This window comes from Pseudomonas protegens, from assembly GCF_013407925.2.
GTDB lineage: Bacteria > Pseudomonadota > Gammaproteobacteria > Pseudomonadales > Pseudomonadaceae > Aquipseudomonas > Aquipseudomonas fluorescens_AP.
The window spans coordinates 4,015,001-4,032,317 of sequence record NZ_CP060201.1 but is presented as its reverse complement, the minus strand read 5'-3'; the positions used below and the strand labels follow the sequence as shown (position 1 = coordinate 4,032,317).

At 55.2% G+C, this 17,317-nt stretch carries 13 protein-coding genes, 4 tRNA genes and 2 rRNA genes (1 of these 19 only partly in view); all 19 read right to left on the bottom strand.

Translation table 11 applies throughout. The features are described from left to right. Positions 1-21: 21 nt before the first annotated feature. Positions 22-492: a 30S ribosomal protein S7 gene (rpsG, locus tag GGI48_RS18665; protein WP_007925959.1), complete on the bottom strand. Its 471-nt coding sequence runs from the start codon at positions 490-492 to the stop codon at positions 22-24. Between the two features lie 111 nt (positions 493-603). Beyond that, the gene (gene rpsL / locus GGI48_RS18660) at positions 604-975 is read right to left on the bottom strand and encodes a 30S ribosomal protein S12 (protein WP_003186084.1); all 372 of its coding nucleotides are present in this window, start codon (positions 973-975) and stop codon (positions 604-606) included. Between the two features lie 201 nt (positions 976-1,176). After that, on the bottom strand, positions 1,177-5,376 hold the full coding sequence (gene rpoC, locus GGI48_RS18655) for a DNA-directed RNA polymerase subunit beta' (RefSeq protein WP_016968677.1): 4,200 nt from the start codon (positions 5,374-5,376) through the stop codon (positions 1,177-1,179). Between the two features lie 64 nt (positions 5,377-5,440). Then, positions 5,441-9,514, bottom strand: a complete 4,074-nt coding sequence (rpoB, locus tag GGI48_RS18650) for a DNA-directed RNA polymerase subunit beta (protein ID WP_016968678.1) — start codon at positions 9,512-9,514, stop codon at positions 5,441-5,443. Between the two features lie 221 nt (positions 9,515-9,735). Then, positions 9,736-10,101: a 50S ribosomal protein L7/L12 gene (gene rplL / locus GGI48_RS18645; RefSeq protein WP_011063780.1), complete on the bottom strand. Its 366-nt coding sequence runs from the start codon at positions 10,099-10,101 to the stop codon at positions 9,736-9,738. Between the two features lie 80 nt (positions 10,102-10,181). Next, positions 10,182-10,682 carry a 50S ribosomal protein L10 gene (rplJ, locus tag GGI48_RS18640; protein WP_016968679.1) on the bottom strand — a complete coding sequence of 167 codons (501 nt, stop codon included), beginning with the start codon at positions 10,680-10,682 and terminating at the stop codon, positions 10,182-10,184. Between the two features lie 198 nt (positions 10,683-10,880). Continuing rightward, on the bottom strand, positions 10,881-11,576 hold the full coding sequence (gene rplA / locus GGI48_RS18635; protein ID WP_011063782.1) for a 50S ribosomal protein L1: 696 nt from the start codon (positions 11,574-11,576) through the stop codon (positions 10,881-10,883). Then, a complete protein-coding gene (gene rplK / locus GGI48_RS18630; RefSeq protein WP_003176435.1) occupies positions 11,576-12,007 on the bottom strand; it encodes a 50S ribosomal protein L11 in 432 nt (143 codons plus the stop codon). The genes rplA and rplK overlap by 1 nt, the downstream gene beginning before the upstream one ends. A 118-nt stretch (positions 12,008-12,125) precedes the next feature. After that, the gene (nusG, locus tag GGI48_RS18625; protein ID WP_002555501.1) at positions 12,126-12,659 is read right to left on the bottom strand and encodes a transcription termination/antitermination protein NusG; all 534 of its coding nucleotides are present in this window, start codon (positions 12,657-12,659) and stop codon (positions 12,126-12,128) included. A gap of 9 nt (positions 12,660-12,668) precedes the next feature. Next, the gene (gene secE, locus GGI48_RS18620; protein WP_016968680.1) at positions 12,669-13,037 is read right to left on the bottom strand and encodes a preprotein translocase subunit SecE; all 369 of its coding nucleotides are present in this window, start codon (positions 13,035-13,037) and stop codon (positions 12,669-12,671) included. Between the two features lie 45 nt (positions 13,038-13,082). Further along, positions 13,083-13,158, bottom strand: a tRNA-Trp gene (locus GGI48_RS18615). A gap of 54 nt (positions 13,159-13,212) precedes the next feature. Beyond that, positions 13,213-14,406, bottom strand: a complete 1,194-nt coding sequence (gene tuf / locus GGI48_RS18610) for an elongation factor Tu (RefSeq protein ID WP_060841339.1) — start codon at positions 14,404-14,406, stop codon at positions 13,213-13,215. 84 nt (positions 14,407-14,490) lie between these two features. Beyond that, a tRNA-Thr gene (locus tag GGI48_RS18605) sits at positions 14,491-14,566 on the bottom strand. 26 nt (positions 14,567-14,592) lie between these two features. Then, positions 14,593-14,666, bottom strand: a tRNA-Gly gene (locus GGI48_RS18600). A 24-nt stretch (positions 14,667-14,690) separates the two neighbouring features. After that, positions 14,691-14,775 (bottom strand) — tRNA-Tyr (locus tag GGI48_RS18595). A 142-nt stretch (positions 14,776-14,917) separates the two neighbouring features. Continuing rightward, positions 14,918-15,364, bottom strand: coding sequence for a hypothetical protein (locus GGI48_RS18590; RefSeq protein WP_016967547.1), 447 nt, complete (start codon positions 15,362-15,364; stop codon positions 14,918-14,920). A gap of 56 nt (positions 15,365-15,420) precedes the next feature. Further along, a complete protein-coding gene (gene birA / locus GGI48_RS18585) occupies positions 15,421-16,380 on the bottom strand; it encodes a bifunctional biotin--[acetyl-CoA-carboxylase] ligase/biotin operon repressor BirA (RefSeq protein WP_179599515.1) in 960 nt (319 codons plus the stop codon). A 204-nt stretch (positions 16,381-16,584) separates the two neighbouring features. After that, a 5S ribosomal RNA gene (rrf, locus tag GGI48_RS18580) occupies positions 16,585-16,700 on the bottom strand. A gap of 155 nt (positions 16,701-16,855) precedes the next feature. After that, positions 16,856-17,317 (bottom strand): 23S ribosomal RNA (locus GGI48_RS18575); it runs 2,430 nt beyond the window's last position.

Below are 17,317 nucleotides of genomic sequence, written 5' to 3'. Positions count from 1 at the left end.
GCAAAATGAATGATGCTGAGATTAGAAGCGGTAGTGCGAGAAAGCCTTGTTGGCTTCAGCCATACGGTGAACGTCTTCACGCTTCTTAACTGCAGCACCTTTGCCTTCGGCAGCGTCCAGCAGTTCGCCAGCCAAACGCAGAGCCATAGACTTCTCGCCGCGCTTGCGGGCGAAGTCTACCAACCAGCGCATTGCCAGAGCGTTACGACGGGACGGACGAACTTCGACCGGAACCTGGTAAGTAGCACCGCCTACACGGCGCGACTTCACTTCGACCAGCGGAGCGATGGCGTCGAGAGCTTTCTCGAAGATTTCCAGGGGATCGCTGTTCTTGCGCTCTTTAACTTTTTCCAGCGCGCCATAAACGATACGCTCGGCAACGGCTTTCTTGCCGCTCTCCATTACGTGGTTCATGAACTTGGCGAGGATCTGGCTTCCGTATTTCGGATCGTCCAGAATCTCACGTTTGGCTGCTACGCGACGTCTTGGCATTGATAAGCCCTCAAACGGTCTTCAGGTTAGCTCGGGACAGTTGATCCAATGGACGCGTGCCCGACCTTACTCTTATCGACTCAATATAATTAAAAACTGCAAAACGACCGATTACTTCGGACGCTTGGTACCGTACTTCGAACGACCTTGGTTACGACCTTTAACGCCGGAAGTATCCAGGGAGCCGCGAACGGTGTGATAACGAACACCTGGCAAGTCTTTTACACGACCGCCGCGAATCAGAACGACGCTGTGCTCTTGCAGGTTGTGGCCTTCACCACCGATGTACGAGGAAACCTCGAAACCGTTGGTCAGACGCACACGGCATACTTTACGCAGTGCCGAGTTAGGTTTTTTCGGCGTAGTGGTGTACACGCGAGTGCACACGCCACGACGTTGCGGGCAGTTCTGCAGCGCAGGCACGTCGGATTTCTCGACGATACGCTTACGCGGCTGACGTACCAGCTGGTTGATAGTTGCCATCTACTAGCTCCACTGTTGTCTTTCGACATAAACAAAATGGCAGAGCAGGAGCTCCACCAAATTTAGGGGTACAAGAGTCTAAAGAGGATCCTGTCCCCAGTCAAGGCAAGGCCCCGGGCTCCCCGATCAGCGAACCTCGACAAAAAGTGTCTCGATTCTCAGTCGGAAAAACCGGGGCCCCATCTCAATCTATTGCAGACCTCAGTTACCGCTGGAGTTCAGCGCTTCAGTCAGTGCTGCTTCGACTTCGCTTGCGCTTACACGCAGTGGCTTGTCTGCATCACGACGGCGCTTACGCTCACTGTGGTAAGCCAGGCCGGTACCGGCCGGGATCAGACGACCCACGACCACGTTTTCCTTCAGGCCGCGCAGATAGTCGCGCTTGCCAGTCACTGCTGCCTCGGTCAGTACACGAGTGGTCTCTTGGAAAGAGGCCGCCGAGATGAACGACTCAGTGGACAAGGACGCCTTAGTAATACCCAGCAGGACGCGGGTGAACTTGGAGATGAACTTGTCTTCAGCGCTCAGACGCTCGTTTTCTACCAGTACGTGAGTCAGTTCCATCTGGTCGCCCTTGATGAAGCTGGAGTCGCCGGACTCGGCAATCTCAACTTTACGCAGCATCTGACGCAGGATGGTCTCGATGTGCTTGTCGTTGATCTTCACGCCTTGCAGACGGTAAACGTCCTGAATCTCGTTGACGATGTACTTGGCCAGCGCACTCACACCCAGCAGACGCAGGATGTCGTGTGGATCGCTCGGACCGTCGGAGATAACTTCGCCGCGGTTCACTTGCTCGCCTTCGAAGACGTTCAGGTGACGCCACTTCGGAATCAGCTCCTCATACGGATCGCTACCGTCGTTCGGGGTAATGACCAGACGGCGCTTGCCCTTGGTCTCTTTACCAAACGCGATGGTGCCGCTGACCTCAGCCAGAATCGACGCTTCTTTCGGACGACGAGCTTCGAACAGGTCGGCAACACGCGGCAGACCACCGGTGATGTCACGGGTCTTCGAAGTTTCTTGCGGAATACGAGCGATAACATCACCGATCGCAATCTGCGCACCGTCGGCAACACCGACCAGGGCGTTAGCCGGCAGGAAGTACTGGGCCGGTACGTCGGTACCTGGCAGCAGCAGATCCTTGCCATCCATACCCACCATCTTCACCGCAGGACGAATGTCCTTACCGGCAGCTGGACGGTCTTTGACGTCAAGTACTTCAATGTTGGTCATACCGGTCAATTCGTCAGTCTGACGCTTGATCGTGATGCCTTCTTCCATGCCCACGTAGGTCACGGTACCTTTCATTTCGGTAACGATTGGGTGAGTGTGCGGATCCCACTTGGCCACGATGGCACCAGCGTCGACCTTGTCGCCTTCCTTCACCGAAATCACAGCACCGTACGGCAGCTTGTAGCGCTCGCGCTCACGACCAAAGTCGTCAGCGATGGCCAGCTCACCGGAACGGGATACGGCTACCAGGTGACCGTCAACACGTTCAACGTGCTTCAGGTTATGCAGACGGACAGTACCGCCATTCTTCACCTGGACGCTGTCCGCTGCCGAGGTCCGGCTCGCCGCACCACCGATGTGGAACGTACGCATGGTCAGCTGGGTACCCGGCTCACCAATGGACTGTGCAGCAATTACGCCGACCGCTTCACCGATGTTCACCAGGTGACCACGAGCCAGGTCACGGCCATAGCACTTGGCGCAGATGCCATAGCGGGTTTCGCAGCTGATCGGCGAACGCACGATCACTTCGTCGATGCTGTTCAGCTCGATGAACTCGACCCACTTCTCGTCTACCAGAGTGCCGGCAGGAACGATGACGTCCTCGGTACCCGGCTTGAATACGTCACGGGCGATAACACGACCCAGAACGCGCTCACCCAGAGGCTCTACAACGTCACCGCCTTCAATGTGCGGAGTCATCAGCAGGCCATGCTCGGTGCCGCAATCGATCTCGGTCACAACCAGATCCTGCGCCACGTCTACCAGACGACGAGTCAGGTAACCGGAGTTCGCAGTTTTCAACGCGGTATCCGCCAGACCTTTACGAGCACCGTGAGTCGAGATGAAGTACTGGAGTACGCTCAAACCTTCACGGAAGTTCGCAGTAATCGGCGTTTCGATGATGGAGCCGTCTGGCTTGGCCATCAGACCACGCATACCGGCCAGCTGACGGATCTGTGCAGCGGAACCCCGCGCACCCGAGTCAGCCATCATGTACATCGAGTTGAACGACTCTTGCTCGACTTCGTCGCCATTGCGGTCGATGACTTTCTCTTTCGAGAGGTTGGCCATCATCGCCTTGGATACTTCGTCGTTGGCTTTCGACCAAAGGTCGATCACCTTGTTGTACTTCTCGCCCTGGGTTACCAGACCGGAGGCGTACTGGCTCTCGATTTCCTTCACTTCGTCGGTGGCAGCACCGATGATGCGGGCTTTTTCATCCGGGATAACGAAGTCGTTAACACCGATGGAAACGCCGGAAATGGTCGAGTAAGCGAAACCGGTGTACATCAACTGGTCAGCGAAGATCACGGTCTCTTTCAGACCCACCACGCGGTAGCACTGGTTGATCAGCTTGGAGATCGCCTTCTTCTTCATCGGCAAGTTGACGACGTCGAACGACAGACCTTTCGGCACAACCTGGAACAGCAGCGCACGGCCGACAGTAGTGTCGACGATACGGGTGGTGCTTACACTGCCGCCATCACGATCGTTAACGGTTTCGTTGATACGAACCTTGATCTTGGCGTGCAGAGCGGCTTCGCCGGCGCGGAATACGCGGTCGACTTCCTGCAGGTCGGCAAACACACGACCTTCGCCCTTGGCGTTGATCGCTTCACGGGTCATGTAGTACAGACCCAATACAACGTCCTGCGACGGAACGATGATTGGCTCACCGTTGGCTGGCGACAGAATGTTGTTGGTCGACATCATCAGCGCACGCGCTTCCAGCTGGGCTTCCAGCGTCAGCGGTACGTGCACGGCCATTTGGTCACCGTCGAAGTCGGCGTTGTACGCCGCACAGACCAGAGGGTGCAGCTGAATCGCCTTACCTTCGATCAGTACCGGTTCAAACGCCTGGATACCCAGACGGTGAAGGGTCGGTGCACGGTTGAGCAGCACTGGGTGTTCGCGAATCACTTCAGCGAGAACGTCCCAGACCTCTGGCAGTTCGCGCTCGACCATCTTCTTGGCGGCTTTGATAGTCGTGGCCAGGCCACGCATTTCCAGCTTGCCGAAAATGAACGGCTTGAACAGCTCCAGAGCCATCTTCTTCGGCAGACCGCACTGGTGCAGACGCAGGGTCGGACCTACGGTAATTACCGAACGACCGGAGTAGTCAACGCGCTTACCGAGCAAGTTCTGACGGAAACGACCTTGTTTACCCTTGATCATGTCAGCCAGGGATTTCAGAGGACGCTTGTTGGAACCGGTAATAGCGCGGCCACGACGACCGTTGTCGAGCAAGGCGTCGACGGCTTCCTGCAACATACGTTTTTCGTTGCGCACAATGATGTCCGGAGCGGACAGATCCAGCAGGCGCTTCAAACGGTTGTTACGGTTGATCACTCGACGATACAGGTCGTTGAGGTCGGAAGTCGCAAAGCGACCGCCATCCAGCGGAACCAGTGGACGCAGATCTGGCGGCAGAACCGGCAGAACGGTCAACACCATCCACTCTGGCAGGTTGCCGGAGCCTTGGAAGGCTTCCATCAACTTCAGACGCTTGGACAGCTTCTTGATCTTGGTTTCCGAGTTGGTTTGCGGAATCTCTTCACGCAGACGGCCAATCTCGTGCTCCAGGTCGATAGCGTGCAACAGCTCGCGGACAGCCTCGGCACCCATGCGGGCGTCGAAGTCATCACCGAACTCTTCCAGCGCTTCGAAATACTGCTCGTCGTTCAGCAGCTGACCCTTTTCCAAGGTGGTCATGCCTGGATCGATAACAACGTAGCTCTCGAAGTAGAGAACGCGCTCGATATCACGCAGGGTCATGTCCATCAGCAGGCCGATACGGGACGGCAGCGATTTCAGGAACCAGATGTGGGCAACCGGCGAAGCCAGTTCGATGTGCGCCATGCGTTCACGACGAACCTTGGCCAGTGCAACTTCAACGCCGCACTTCTCGCAGATCACGCCGCGATGCTTCAAGCGCTTGTACTTACCGCACAGGCACTCGTAATCCTTTACCGGGCCAAAGATCTTGGCGCAGAACAGGCCGTCACGCTCAGGCTTGAACGTACGGTAGTTGATGGTTTCCGGCTTTTTAACTTCGCCGAACGACCACGAACGGATCATCTCAGGCGAGGCCAATCCGATACGGATGGCGTCGAACTCTTCGACTTGACCCTGGTTTTTCAGCAAATTCAGTAGGTCTTTCAAGGCCTTTCCTCCTGGCGGAGCAGAGAGCGGGCAATCCTGCCCCGCTCTCGATTCGCGTCACGTGTTATTCGGTTTCCAGATCGATATCGATGCCGAGGGAACGAATTTCTTTGATCAACACGTTGAAGGACTCGGGCATGCCCGGCTCCATACGGTGATCGCCGTCCACGATGTTTTTGTACATCTTGGTACGACCGTTCACATCGTCCGACTTCACTGTGAGCATTTCTTGCAGAGTGTATGCAGCACCGTATGCTTCCAGTGCCCAGACCTCCATCTCCCCGAAACGCTGACCACCGAACTGCGCCTTACCACCCAGCGGCTGCTGGGTAACCAGGCTGTACGAACCGGTAGAACGAGCGTGCATCTTGTCGTCTACCAAGTGGTTCAGTTTCAGCATGTACATGTAGCCAACGGTAACTGGACGCTCGAACTTGTTGCCGGTACGGCCGTCGGTCAGCTGCATCTGGCCGCTCTCTGGCAGGTCCGCCAGTTTCAGCATGGCCTTGATTTCGCTTTCCTTGGCGCCGTCGAACACCGGAGTGGCCATTGGCACACCGCCGCGCAGGTTGTTCGCCAGATCCAGAATCTCCTGATCGGAGAAGCTGTCCAGGTCTTCGTTACGACCACCGATCTGGTTGTAGATCTCATCCAGGAAGGTGCGCAGCTCTGCCACCTTACGCTGCTCTTCAACCATGCGGTTGATCTTCTCGCCCAGCCCCTTGGCCGCGAGGCCCAGGTGAGTTTCGAGAATCTGACCAACGTTCATACGCGAAGGTACGCCCAGCGGGTTGAGGACCACGTCGACCGGGGTGCCATTGGCATCGTGCGGCATGTCTTCAACCGGCATGATCACGGAGACCACACCCTTGTTACCGTGACGACCGGCCATCTTGTCGCCCGGCTGGATGCGACGACGGATTGCCAGGTAGACCTTGACGATCTTCAGCACGCCTGGAGCCAGGTCATCGCCCTGCTGCAGTTTGCGCTTCTTGTCTTCGAACTTGTCGTCCAGCAGACGGCGGCGATCAACAATGTAGGCCTGAGCCTTCTCGAGCTGCTCGTTCAGAGCATCTTCAGCCATGCGCAGCTTGAACCACTGGCCATGCTCAAGACCGTCGAGCACTTCGTCGGTGATTTCCTGACCTTTCTTCAGGCCGGCGCCGCCTTCGGCTTTATGGCCGACCAGAGCGGAGCGCAGACGTTCGAAGGTCGCGCCTTCAACGATGCGGAACTCTTCGTTCAGGTCCTTGCGGATCTCGTCGAGCTGGCTCTTCTCGATGGACAGTGCACGAGCATCACGCTCAACGCCGTCACGAGTGAAGACCTGTACGTCAATGACAGTACCCTTGGTACCGGTTGGTACACGCAGGGAGGTGTCTTTAACGTCGCTGGCTTTTTCACCGAAGATCGCGCGCAGCAGTTTCTCTTCCGGAGTCAGCTGAGTCTCGCCTTTCGGAGTGACCTTACCGACCAGGATGTCGCCTGCGCCAACTTCAGCACCTACATAAACGATACCGGCTTCGTCCAGCTTGTTCAGTGCAGCCTCACCCACGTTCGGGATGTCTGCAGTGATTTCCTCTGGGCCAAGCTTGGTGTCACGAGCCACACAGGTCAGTTCCTGGATGTGGATCGTGGTGAAGCGGTCTTCCTGAACCACACGCTCGGACAGGCAGATGGAGTCTTCGAAGTTGAAGCCGTTCCACGCCATGAACGCGATACGCATGTTCTGACCCAGTGCCAGCTCACCCATGTCGGTGGACGGACCATCGGCCATGATGTCGCTGCGCTGAACCCGATCACCCTTTCTCACCAGCGGACGCTGGTTGATGCAGGTGTTCTGGTTGGAGCGGGTGTACTTGGTCAGGTTGTAGATATCAACACCGGCTTCGCCGGTCTCAACTTCGTCATCCGCAACACGAACCACGATACGGCTGGCATCGACCGAGTCGATCACGCCGCCACGACGAGCCACGACGCAAACACCGGAGTCACGGGCAACGTTGCGCTCCATGCCGGTACCTACCAGCGGCTTGTCGGCACGCAGTGTCGGTACAGCCTGGCGCTGCATGTTGGAACCCATCAACGCACGGTTGGCGTCGTCGTGCTCGAGGAACGGAATCAGCGACGCAGCAACCGAAACTACCTGCTTCGGCGAAACGTCCATCAAAGTGACGTCTTCCGGCGCCTTGACGGTGAATTCGTTCAAGTGACGAACAGCTACCAGCTCATCGATCAACTGACCTTTGTCGTTCATGGTCGCCGAAGCCTGGGCGATCACGTGATCGGCCTCTTCGATGGCGGACAGGAACACGATCTCGTCGGTGACCAGAGCGTCTTTCACCACACGGTACGGGCTCTCAAGGAAGCCGTACTGGTTGGTGCGCGCATAGGCCGCCAGGGAGTTGATCAGACCGATGTTCGGACCTTCCGGCGTTTCGATCGGGCATACACGACCGTAGTGAGTCGGGTGTACGTCACGAACTTCGAAGCCTGCGCGCTCACGAGTCAGACCGCCTGGGCCGAGTGCAGAGACACGACGCTTGTGGGTGATCTCGGAGAGCGGGTTGTTCTGGTCCATGAACTGCGACAGCTGGCTGGAACCGAAGAACTCTTTCACTGCCGCGGCCACTGGCTTGGCATTGATCAGGTCTTGCGGCATCAGGCCTTCGCTTTCGGCCATCGACAGACGCTCTTTGACCGCACGCTCTACACGCACCAGGCCAACGCGGAACTGGTTCTCGGCCATTTCGCCTACGCAGCGAACGCGACGGTTACCCAGGTGGTCGATGTCGTCGACGATGCCTTTACCGTTACGGATGTCGACCAGAGTCTTCAGTACGGCAACGATGTCTTCCTTGCACAGGACGCCCGAACCTTCGATCTCGGTACGACCGATACGACGGTTGAACTTCATCCGGCCAACGGCGGACAAGTCATAGCGTTCAGGGCTGAAGAACAGGTTGTTGAACAGAGTCTCGGCGGCATCTTTGGTTGGTGGCTCGCCAGGACGCATCATGCGATAGATCTCGACCAGCGCTTCCAATTGGTTGCTGGTGGAGTCGATCTTCAGAGTGTCGGAAACGAACGGACCGCAGTCGATGTCGTTGGTGTACAGAGTTTCGATGCGAACAACCTGAGCCTTGGCGATTTTTGCCAGGATCTCGGTGTTCAGCTCGGTGTTGCACTCTGCCAGGATTTCGCCGGTGGCCGGGTGCACGATAGCCTTGGCAGTGGTACGACCCAGGACATAGTCCAGAGGCACATCCAGCTCTTTGATACCGGCTTTTTCCAGCTGGTTGATGTGACGAGCGGTGATACGACGACCCTGCTCGACAATAACCTTGCCCTTGTCATCCTGGATGTCCAGAACGGCAATTTCACCACGCAGGCGCTGAGGCACCAGCTCCAGGCTCAGGCTCTCGCCTTTCACATGGAATACGTTGGTGGTGTAGAAAGCGTCCAGCACTTCTTCAGTGGTGTAACCCAGCGCGCGCAGCAGAACCGACGCAGGCAGCTTGCGGCGACGGTCGATACGGACGAACACGCAGTCTTTCGGGTCGAACTCGAAGTCCAGCCACGAACCGCGGTACGGAATGATCCGCGCGGAGTACAGCAGCTTACCGGAGCTGTGCGTCTTGCCACGGTCGTGGTCGAAGAATACGCCAGGGGAACGGTGCAGCTGGGAAACGATTACACGCTCGGTACCGTTGATTACGAAGGTACCGTTCTCAGTCATCAGGGGGATTTCACCCATGTAGACTTCTTGCTCTTTGATGTCCTTGATCGCTTTGTTCGACGATTCTTTGTCGAAAATGATCAGACGAACTTTTACCCGCAAAGGTACGGCGTAAGTCACACCACGCAACACGCATTCTTTAACATCAAACGCCGGTTCGCCCAGGCGATAACCGACATACTCCAACGCAGCATTGCCGGAGTAGCTGATGATCGGGAAAACGGATTTGAAGGCCGCATGCAGGCCCACGTCGCGGAACTGATCTTTAGTCGCTCCCGCTTGCAAGAATTCACGATACGAATCCAGCTGGATGGCCAGGAGGTACGGCACATCCATGACGTCCGGCAACTTGCTAAAGTCCTTGCGGATACGTTTTTTCTCAGTATATGAGTAAGCCATCAGCGTTCCCCAGCTTGGTCACCTGCTTATTCGGCTTCTCCCGACGGGAGCAGCCAGAAAATCGTGCAAACCCTTTGGTTTGCGCCACCGCACAGGGTGGGTTACAGCACGTTAAAGGCACCAACCCAGTCGGTCGCCAATAACGGAAAAAGGCCGGTGGCAAAAGCCACCAGCCATCAGCCGTTCGCTTAACGCTTGGGCTGGAGACACAAAGTCGATGCTTACTTGAGCTCGACTTTAGCGCCTGCTTCTTCCAGAGCTGCTTTGGCTTTGTCAGCTGCTTCTTTAGCAACAGCTTCCAGAACCATGGCAGGAGCGCCGTCAACTACAGCCTTGGCCTCTTTCAGGCCCAGACCGGTCAGTTCACGTACAGCCTTGATCACGTTAACTTTCTTCTCGCCAGCTTCGGTCAGCATGACGTTGAATTCAGTTTGCTCTTCAACAACAGCGGCAGCAGCAGCTGGGCCAGCAGCGGCAACAGCAGCGGTAACGCCGAAGGTTTCTTCCATTGCCTTGATCAGCTCAACAACTTCCAGAACGGTTTTCTGGCCGATTGCTTCGATGATTTGCTCGTTAGTCAGAGACATGACTATAAATTCCTGTATTGGGGTGACAGCCTACGCAGCCATCAAATTAAACATATGATTTTGAAAGAGCTTGCGGTGCCTTAGGCAGCAGCAGCTTCTTTCTGGTCGCGAATAGCCGCCAGAGTACGAGCCAGCTTGCTGGTAGCGCCTTGAATCACGCTCATCAGCTTCGCAATAGCTTCGTCGCGAGTTGGCAGCGAAGCCAACACGTCGATCTCGTTTGCTGCGAGGTACTTGCCCTCGAACGCAGCTGCCTTGATCTCGAACTTGTCCTGACCCTTTGCGAACTCTTTGAAAATACGAGCGGCAGCGCCCGGATGTTCCTTGGAGAATGCAATCAGGGTAGGGCCGACGAACGCGTCGTTGAGCACGTCATATTGAGTGCCTTCAACAGCGCGCTTGAGCAGGGTGTTACGTACAACACGTACGTAAACGCCAGCTTCGCGGGCCTCTTTACGGAGTCCGGTCATTGCGCCTACTGTCACACCGCGGGCATCAGCCACAACAGCAGACAGAGCGACTTTGGCAGCCTCGTTGACTTCAGCGACGATGGCCTTCTTGTCTTCGAGTTTAATTGCCACGGGTTTAACTCCTGCTTGTTACCGTTTCATCCAACCTGGGCTGGATGTCGTTTTGGTGTCTGATTCGGTAAGGAACCGGGAGCACCATCTGCGTAGGCTTGAGGTTTAAGACTTGCGTCGCCTACGGTCTTGGATAGCCCCCGCCAGGCAGGGACCCCAATCTTGCAGCTAGCGCAATCGCTTGCGCCAACCTGTGTCTTATACGTCCAGCGAACCTTGGTCGATGACCAGACCTGGGCCCATAGTGGTGCTCAGGGTAACGCGCTTGACGTAGATGCCTTTCGAAGAAGCTGGCTTGATACGCTTCAGGTCAGCGATCAGGGCTTCAACGTTTTCCTTCAGCTTGACGGCGTCGAAGCCGACCTTGCCAACGGAAGTGTGGATGATGCCGTTTTTGTCGGTGCGGTAACGAACCTGACCAGCCTTGGCGTTCTTGACTGCCGAAGCTACGTCTGGAGTAACGGTACCGACCTTCGGGTTAGGCATCAGGCCGCGAGGACCCAGAACCTGGCCCAACTGACCTACAACGCGCATTGCATCCGGAGAAGCAATAACTACGTCATAGTTCAGGTCGCCGCCTTTCATTTCGGCAGCCAGATCGTCCATACCTACACGATCAGCGCCGGCAGCCAGGGCAGCTTCAGCAGCTGGACCTTGGGTAAACACAGCAACACGTACAGTCTTGCCAGTGCCGTGTGGCAGCACAGTAGCGCTACGAACAACCTGGTCAGATTTACGTGGGTCTACGCCCAGGTTCACAGCAACGTCTACGGACTCGCTGAACTTAACGGTCGACAGCTCGGTCAGGAGAGCAGCGGCTTCTACGAAGTTGTAGGCCTTGCCTGCTTCAATCTTGCCGGCGATAGCCTTTTGGCGCTTGGTCAGCTTAGCCATTACACACCCTCCACGTTAAGGCCCATGCTACGAGCAGAACCGGCGATAGTACGCACGGCTGCATCCATATCAGCTGCAGTCAGATCCGCGTTTTTGGTTTTCGCGATTTCTTCCAGCTGAGCACGGGTAACAGTGCCAACCTTAACGGTGTTCGGACGAGCGGAACCGCTGGTCAGACCAGCAGCTTTCTTCAGCAGAACCGAAGCAGGGGTGCTCTTAGTTTCGAAAGTGAAGCTGCGGTCACTGTAGACAGTGATGATCACAGGAGTCGGCAGACCTGGCTCAAGACCCTGAGTACGGGCGTTGAAAGCCTTGCAGAATTCCATGATGTTCACGCCGTGCTGACCCAGAGCTGGACCAACGGGCGGGCTTGGGTTGGCCTGAGCGGCCTTAACTTGCAGCTTGATGTAAGCAGTAATCTTCTTAGCCATGAGGCACTCCAATTACGGGTTCAAACGCCTAGAAAGGCTCCCCGGTTACTTGCGCGTTTATCCCAGTGACGACAAAACCCCACAGCCTAAGGCTGCGGGGTATGGGATTCTCGTTCAGTTATGCCTTCTCGACCTGACTGAACTCTAGCTCTACCGGAGTAGAGCGACCGAAAATGAGCACTGCCACCTGGATCCGGCTCTTTTCGTAGTTAACTTCTTCAACCGTGCCGTTAAAGTCAGCGAATGGACCGTCAGTAACACGAACCACCTCACCCGGCTCAAACAAGGTCTTAGGCTTGGGCTTATCACTACCATCAGCGACGCGACGCAGAATTGCTTCCGCTTCTTTATCAGTAATAGGAGCCGGCTTATCAGCAGTACCACCAATAAAGCCCATGACACGAGGAGTATCCTTGACCAAGTGCCAAGTACCCTCATTCATATCCATCTGAACCAGCACGTAGCCTGGAAAGAATTTACGCTCACTTTTGCGCTTCTGGCCGTTACGCATTTCAACCACTTCTTCAGTGGGAACCAGAATTTCGCCGAAGCCATCTTCCATGCCAGCCAGCTTCACGCGCTCGATCAACGAGCGCATTACATGCTTCTCGTAACCCGAGTAAGCATGCACAACGTACCAACGCTTAGCCACGGGACACCCTTAGCCAACAATCAAGGAAACAAGCCAACCGAGCAGGGAGTCTAAGCCCCACAACAGCAGCGCCATGACCAAAACCACAGCCACTACAATCAGAGTGGTCTGCGTGGTCTCTTGACGGGTTGGCCATACGACTTTACGAATCTCAGTGCGCGCCTCCTTAACCAGCACGAAGAACGACTTGCCCTTTGCAGTCTGCAACCCAACAAAGGCGGCAACAGCAGCAATAGCAAGCAGCGCTAGGACGCGGTACAGGATCGGCGAAGCAGAATAGTACTGATTGCCAACAACACCAACAATCACCAAAGCGACCACGACGAGCCACTTGAGCAGATCGAAGCGAGAGCCTTGAGCTTCAGCTTTAGGAGTCATCTATGAAGATCCTGTGAAAAGAAAGCCAGACACATTGAGTGAATCTGGCAGGTCAGGAGGGAATCGAACCCCCAACCTACGGTTTTGGAGACCGTCGCTCTGCCAATTGAGCTACTGACCTAAAAACAAAATCAGGCCGACCATTATGTCGGCCCGATGGAGATATTTCAAGAATTTATTCGATGACTTTGGCTACGACGCCAGCGCCGACGGTACGACCGCCTTCACGGATAGCGAAACGCAGACCATCTTCCATCGCGATGGTTTTGATCAGAGTGACAGTCATCTGGATGTTGTCACCTGGCATTACCATCTCAACGCCTTCTGGCAGCTCGCAGTTACCAGTCACGTCAGTAGTACGGAAGTAGAACTGTGGACGGTAGCCTTTGAAGAACGGAGTATGACGACCGCCTTCTTCTTTGCTCAGAACGTAAACTTCAGCGGTGAACTTGGTGTGAGGCTTAACGGTGCCTGGCTTAACCAGAACCTGGCCACGCTCAACGTCGTCACGCTTGGTACCACGCAGCAGAACGCCGCAGTTCTCGCCAGCACGACCTTCGTCGAGCAGCTTGCGGAACATTTCAACGCCGGTGCAGGTAGTTTTCTGAGTGTCGCGCAGACCGACGATCTCAACTTCTTCCTGGATGCGGACGATGCCACGCTCAACACGGCCAGTTACCACGGTGCCACGACCAGAGATCGAGAACACGTCTTCGATTGGCATCAGGAACGGCTTGTCGATTGCACGCTCTGGCTCTGGGATGTAGGTGTCCAGAGTTTCTACCAGACGCTTAACAGCGGTGGTACCCATTTCGTTGTCGTCTTGGCCGTTCAGAGCCATCAGAGCCGAACCGATGATGATCGGAGTGTCGTCACCCGGGAAGTCGTAAGTGCTCAGCAGATCGCGCACTTCCATCTCAACCAGTTCCAGCAGCTCAGCATCGTCAACCATGTCAGCCTTGTTCAGGAAGACAACGATGTACGGAACGCCTACCTGACGGGACAGCAGGATGTGCTCACGAGTTTGTGGCATCGGACCATCGGCAGCCGAGCAAACCAGGATCGCGCCGTCCATCTGGGCAGCACCAGTGATCATGTTTTTGACGTAGTCGGCGTGACCTGGGCAGTCAACGTGCGCGTAGTGACGAATGTGCGAATCGTACTCTACGTGCGCAGTGTTGATGGTGATACCACGAGCCTTTTCTTCTGGGGCGCTGTCGATCTTGTCGAAGTCAACACGAGCCGAACCGAAAACTTCGGAGCAAACGCGAGTCAGAGCAGCAGTCAGAGTGGTTTTACCGTGGTCAACGTGACCGATAGTACCCACGTTAACGTGCGGCTTATTACGTTCGAACTTTTCCTTAGCCATCGAAATCACCCCTAGGAGAAGAATTAAGCAACTCACACAAGCCATTAAAACAAAGGCAGATATTTTCATATCTGCCTTGTTATATGGAGCTCTTGAGCGGATTTGAACCGCTGACCTCACCCTTACCAAGGGTGTGCTCTACCAACTGAGCTACAAGAGCAAAACATTTTGCAAAATCCGCAAACTTGGAGCGGGTAGCGGGAATCGAACCCGCATCATCAGCTTGGAAGGCTGAGGTTCTACCACTAAACTATACCCGCGGAGCCTGCAGCTCTCGCTAAATCTGGTGGAGGGGGAAGGATTCGAACCTTCGAAGTCGTAGACGTCAGATTTACAGTCTGATCCCTTTGGCCGCTCGGGAACCCCTCCTAAGCGAGGCAGCATTCTATACTATGCCACCCTTCTGTCAAGCATTTTCTCAATTAAATCTTGAGGTTAGCCGCCTTGACCTCGCTCTTTAGCTTTAACTTCAAGAAGTCTTCACTGCGGAGCGGGCGCCATTCTATGCAACCTATTCGACAGTTGCAACCCCCTCACAAGGCATTATTTTATGTTTTAACTCATTGAATTCCTTAGCAAGGCTCAGCAACTGAGGATCATCCAATAGATGCTTGCTTTCAGGAGATATGCGCAACCAAAAACCTGATGACCCAGGAGCATTCAAAGCCTGCAATTTGACCTCGACACCCAACTCACCGAGACGCCGCTCAAGCACCTGAGCCGGCTCACGACGCGCAAAGCCTCCCAAATATAGACAGCCCGCCTCCGTATCGACCACACGGCCCTTATCGCGTCGCTCGACCGCCTCAGTAGACTCGCTCAACAGCCGAATATCCTGCTGAGAACCTCGATAAAGTGAGAGCGGCATCACCTCTTTAGCCCGAAGCGGGGCCTCCTGCTGATGCCAGACGTAGTAGAAAACATTGAGCACCAATAACAGCAGAAACAACCAACGCATAAACACCTCACGACAGCGGACGTGCCACAGCCAATCCAATTAGCGCTTGCCAGAGCTCAAGAGTCGTCGCGCAACCTCAAACTGAGCTCTCCACCGCTATATACCTTTTCCTCATCCCCTACCTTAAGGAGCAGACCTCCCTGACGATCAATCCCCAGCACAACCCCGTCGACCCTAGTTACACCCGCTATCAGAGATACTGAGCGTCCCTGCCATAGATGGTTTTGCTCCCACTCATGCTGGATAGCTGAAAACCCATGCAAGCGATGACGCTCCAGATAAGTTGCCAGAACCTCACCCAGGCGAGCGGCAAGCTGGTTGCGATCTACGACCTTGCCAGACTCAAGCCTTACTGAAGTCCACTCCTGATCGACCTCTTCAGAACCTTGCATGTTCACATTGATGCCAACACCAATGACCACGTGACATACATCTGCAGGATCCCCCACCAGCTCAAGAAGTATTCCAGCAATCTTTTTTTGACCGACCAAAACATCATTCGGCCACTTCAACCCCGCACCTGGAACACCGCAGCCTCGAAGAGCCTGCATCACAGCCAGACCTACAACCAGACTGAGCCCCTCCAACTGCCGCATACCGCCATCAACTCGCAACACAAGGCTGTAGTAAATGTTTTCGGCAAAAGGGCTGACCCATTTACGACCGCGCCGGCCGCGCCCCGCCGTTTGTCGCTCAGCTAGAACCAGGAAGGGAGCAACGCTTCCACGCTCGATGGAGCGCAGCGCCTCAGCGTTTGTCGAGTCTAGAAAATCAAAAACCTGGACCGTCCAGGGAGCATCTGGAGAAAGACGATTAATTTTCTCTGCACTTAACAAAGTAATTGGGGAGGCCAATCGGTAACCACGACCTCGCACCTTATGAATATCGAGTCCCAACTCCGCCTCAAGAAGCTGCAGTTGCTTCCATATAGCACTACGAGTAACACCTAGCGCGCGCCCAAGGGCTTGCCCTGAGTGAAACTGCCCATCCTTAAGAAGCTCTAACAACGTCGACATGCAAGCTCTGCCTTACAATGAGGCTGGCATGATAGCCACGCCCAAAGCCATTGCATAGAAATCACAGCAGACAAAGGACTTCAGAGAAGGATCGAAGCACTGGCAACCTTATCCGCACGCGAGTCGGCGACCAAGCGGCACAGCTTTTCTGTGGCGCAAAAAAAAAACCCCAACTGCTTTCGCAATTGGGGTTTCGGAATTTAATCTTGACGATGACCTACTCTCACATGGGGAAACCCCACACTACCATCGGCGATGCATCGTTTCACTTCTGAGTTCGGGATGGGATCAGGTGGTTCCAACGCTCTATGGTCGTCAAGAAATTCGGTAGCCAGTCCGTTGCATGTGCAACGTGCCAGCGAATGGGTATGTAATAGATTTTGGTGTTTTGTGAGCCATGCAAACTTTCGGTTCGTTTCGTCTTCACACACCGCAATCTGGTCTCTTTCGAGTTCGCAAATTGCTTGGGTGTTATATGGTCAAGCCTCACGGGCAATTAGTATTGGTTAGCTCAACGCCTCACAGCGCTTACACACCCAACCTATCAACGTCGTAGTCTTCGACGGCCCTTTAGGGAACTCAAGGTTCCAGTGAGATCTCATCTTGAGGCAAGTTTCCCGCTTAGATGCTTTCAGCGGTTATCTTTTCCGAACATAGCTACCCGGCAATGCCACTGGCGTGACAACCGGAACACCAGAGGTTCGTCCACTCCGGTCCTCTCGTACTAGGAGCAGCCCCTCTCAAATCTCAAACGTCCACGGCAGATAGGGACCGAACTGTCTCACGACGTTCTAAACCCAGCTCGCGTACCACTTTAAATGGCGAACAGCCATACCCTTGGGACCGGCTTCAGCCCCAGGATGTGATGAGCCGACATCGAGGTGCCAAACACCGCCGTCGATATGAACTCTTGGGCGGTATCAGCCTGTTATCCCCG

Excerpts from the sequence above, each read along its gene's own strand:
- rpsG (WP_007925959.1), bottom strand. The coding sequence starts at position 492 with ATGCCAAGACGTCGCGTAGCAGCCAAACGTGAGATTCTGGACGATCCG.
- rpsL (WP_003186084.1), bottom strand. The coding sequence starts at position 975 with ATGGCAACTATCAACCAGCTGGTACGTCAGCCGCGTAAGCGTATCGTC.
- rpoB (WP_016968678.1), bottom strand. The coding sequence starts at position 9,514 with ATGGCTTACTCATATACTGAGAAAAAACGTATCCGCAAGGACTTTAGC.
- rplL (WP_011063780.1), bottom strand. The coding sequence starts at position 10,101 with ATGTCTCTGACTAACGAGCAAATCATCGAAGCAATCGGCCAGAAAACC.
- rplA (WP_011063782.1), bottom strand. The coding sequence starts at position 11,576 with ATGGCTAAGCTGACCAAGCGCCAAAAGGCTATCGCCGGCAAGATTGAA.
- rplK (WP_003176435.1), bottom strand. The coding sequence starts at position 12,007 with ATGGCTAAGAAGATTACTGCTTACATCAAGCTGCAAGTTAAGGCCGCT.
- secE (WP_016968680.1), bottom strand. The coding sequence starts at position 13,037 with ATGACTCCTAAAGCTGAAGCTCAAGGCTCTCGCTTCGATCTGCTCAAG.
- tuf (WP_060841339.1), bottom strand. The coding sequence starts at position 14,406 with ATGGCTAAGGAAAAGTTCGAACGTAATAAGCCGCACGTTAACGTGGGT.
- GGI48_RS18590 (WP_016967547.1), bottom strand. The coding sequence starts at position 15,364 with ATGCGTTGGTTGTTTCTGCTGTTATTGGTGCTCAATGTTTTCTACTAC.
- birA (WP_179599515.1), bottom strand. The coding sequence starts at position 16,380 with ATGTCGACGTTGTTAGAGCTTCTTAAGGATGGGCAGTTTCACTCAGGG.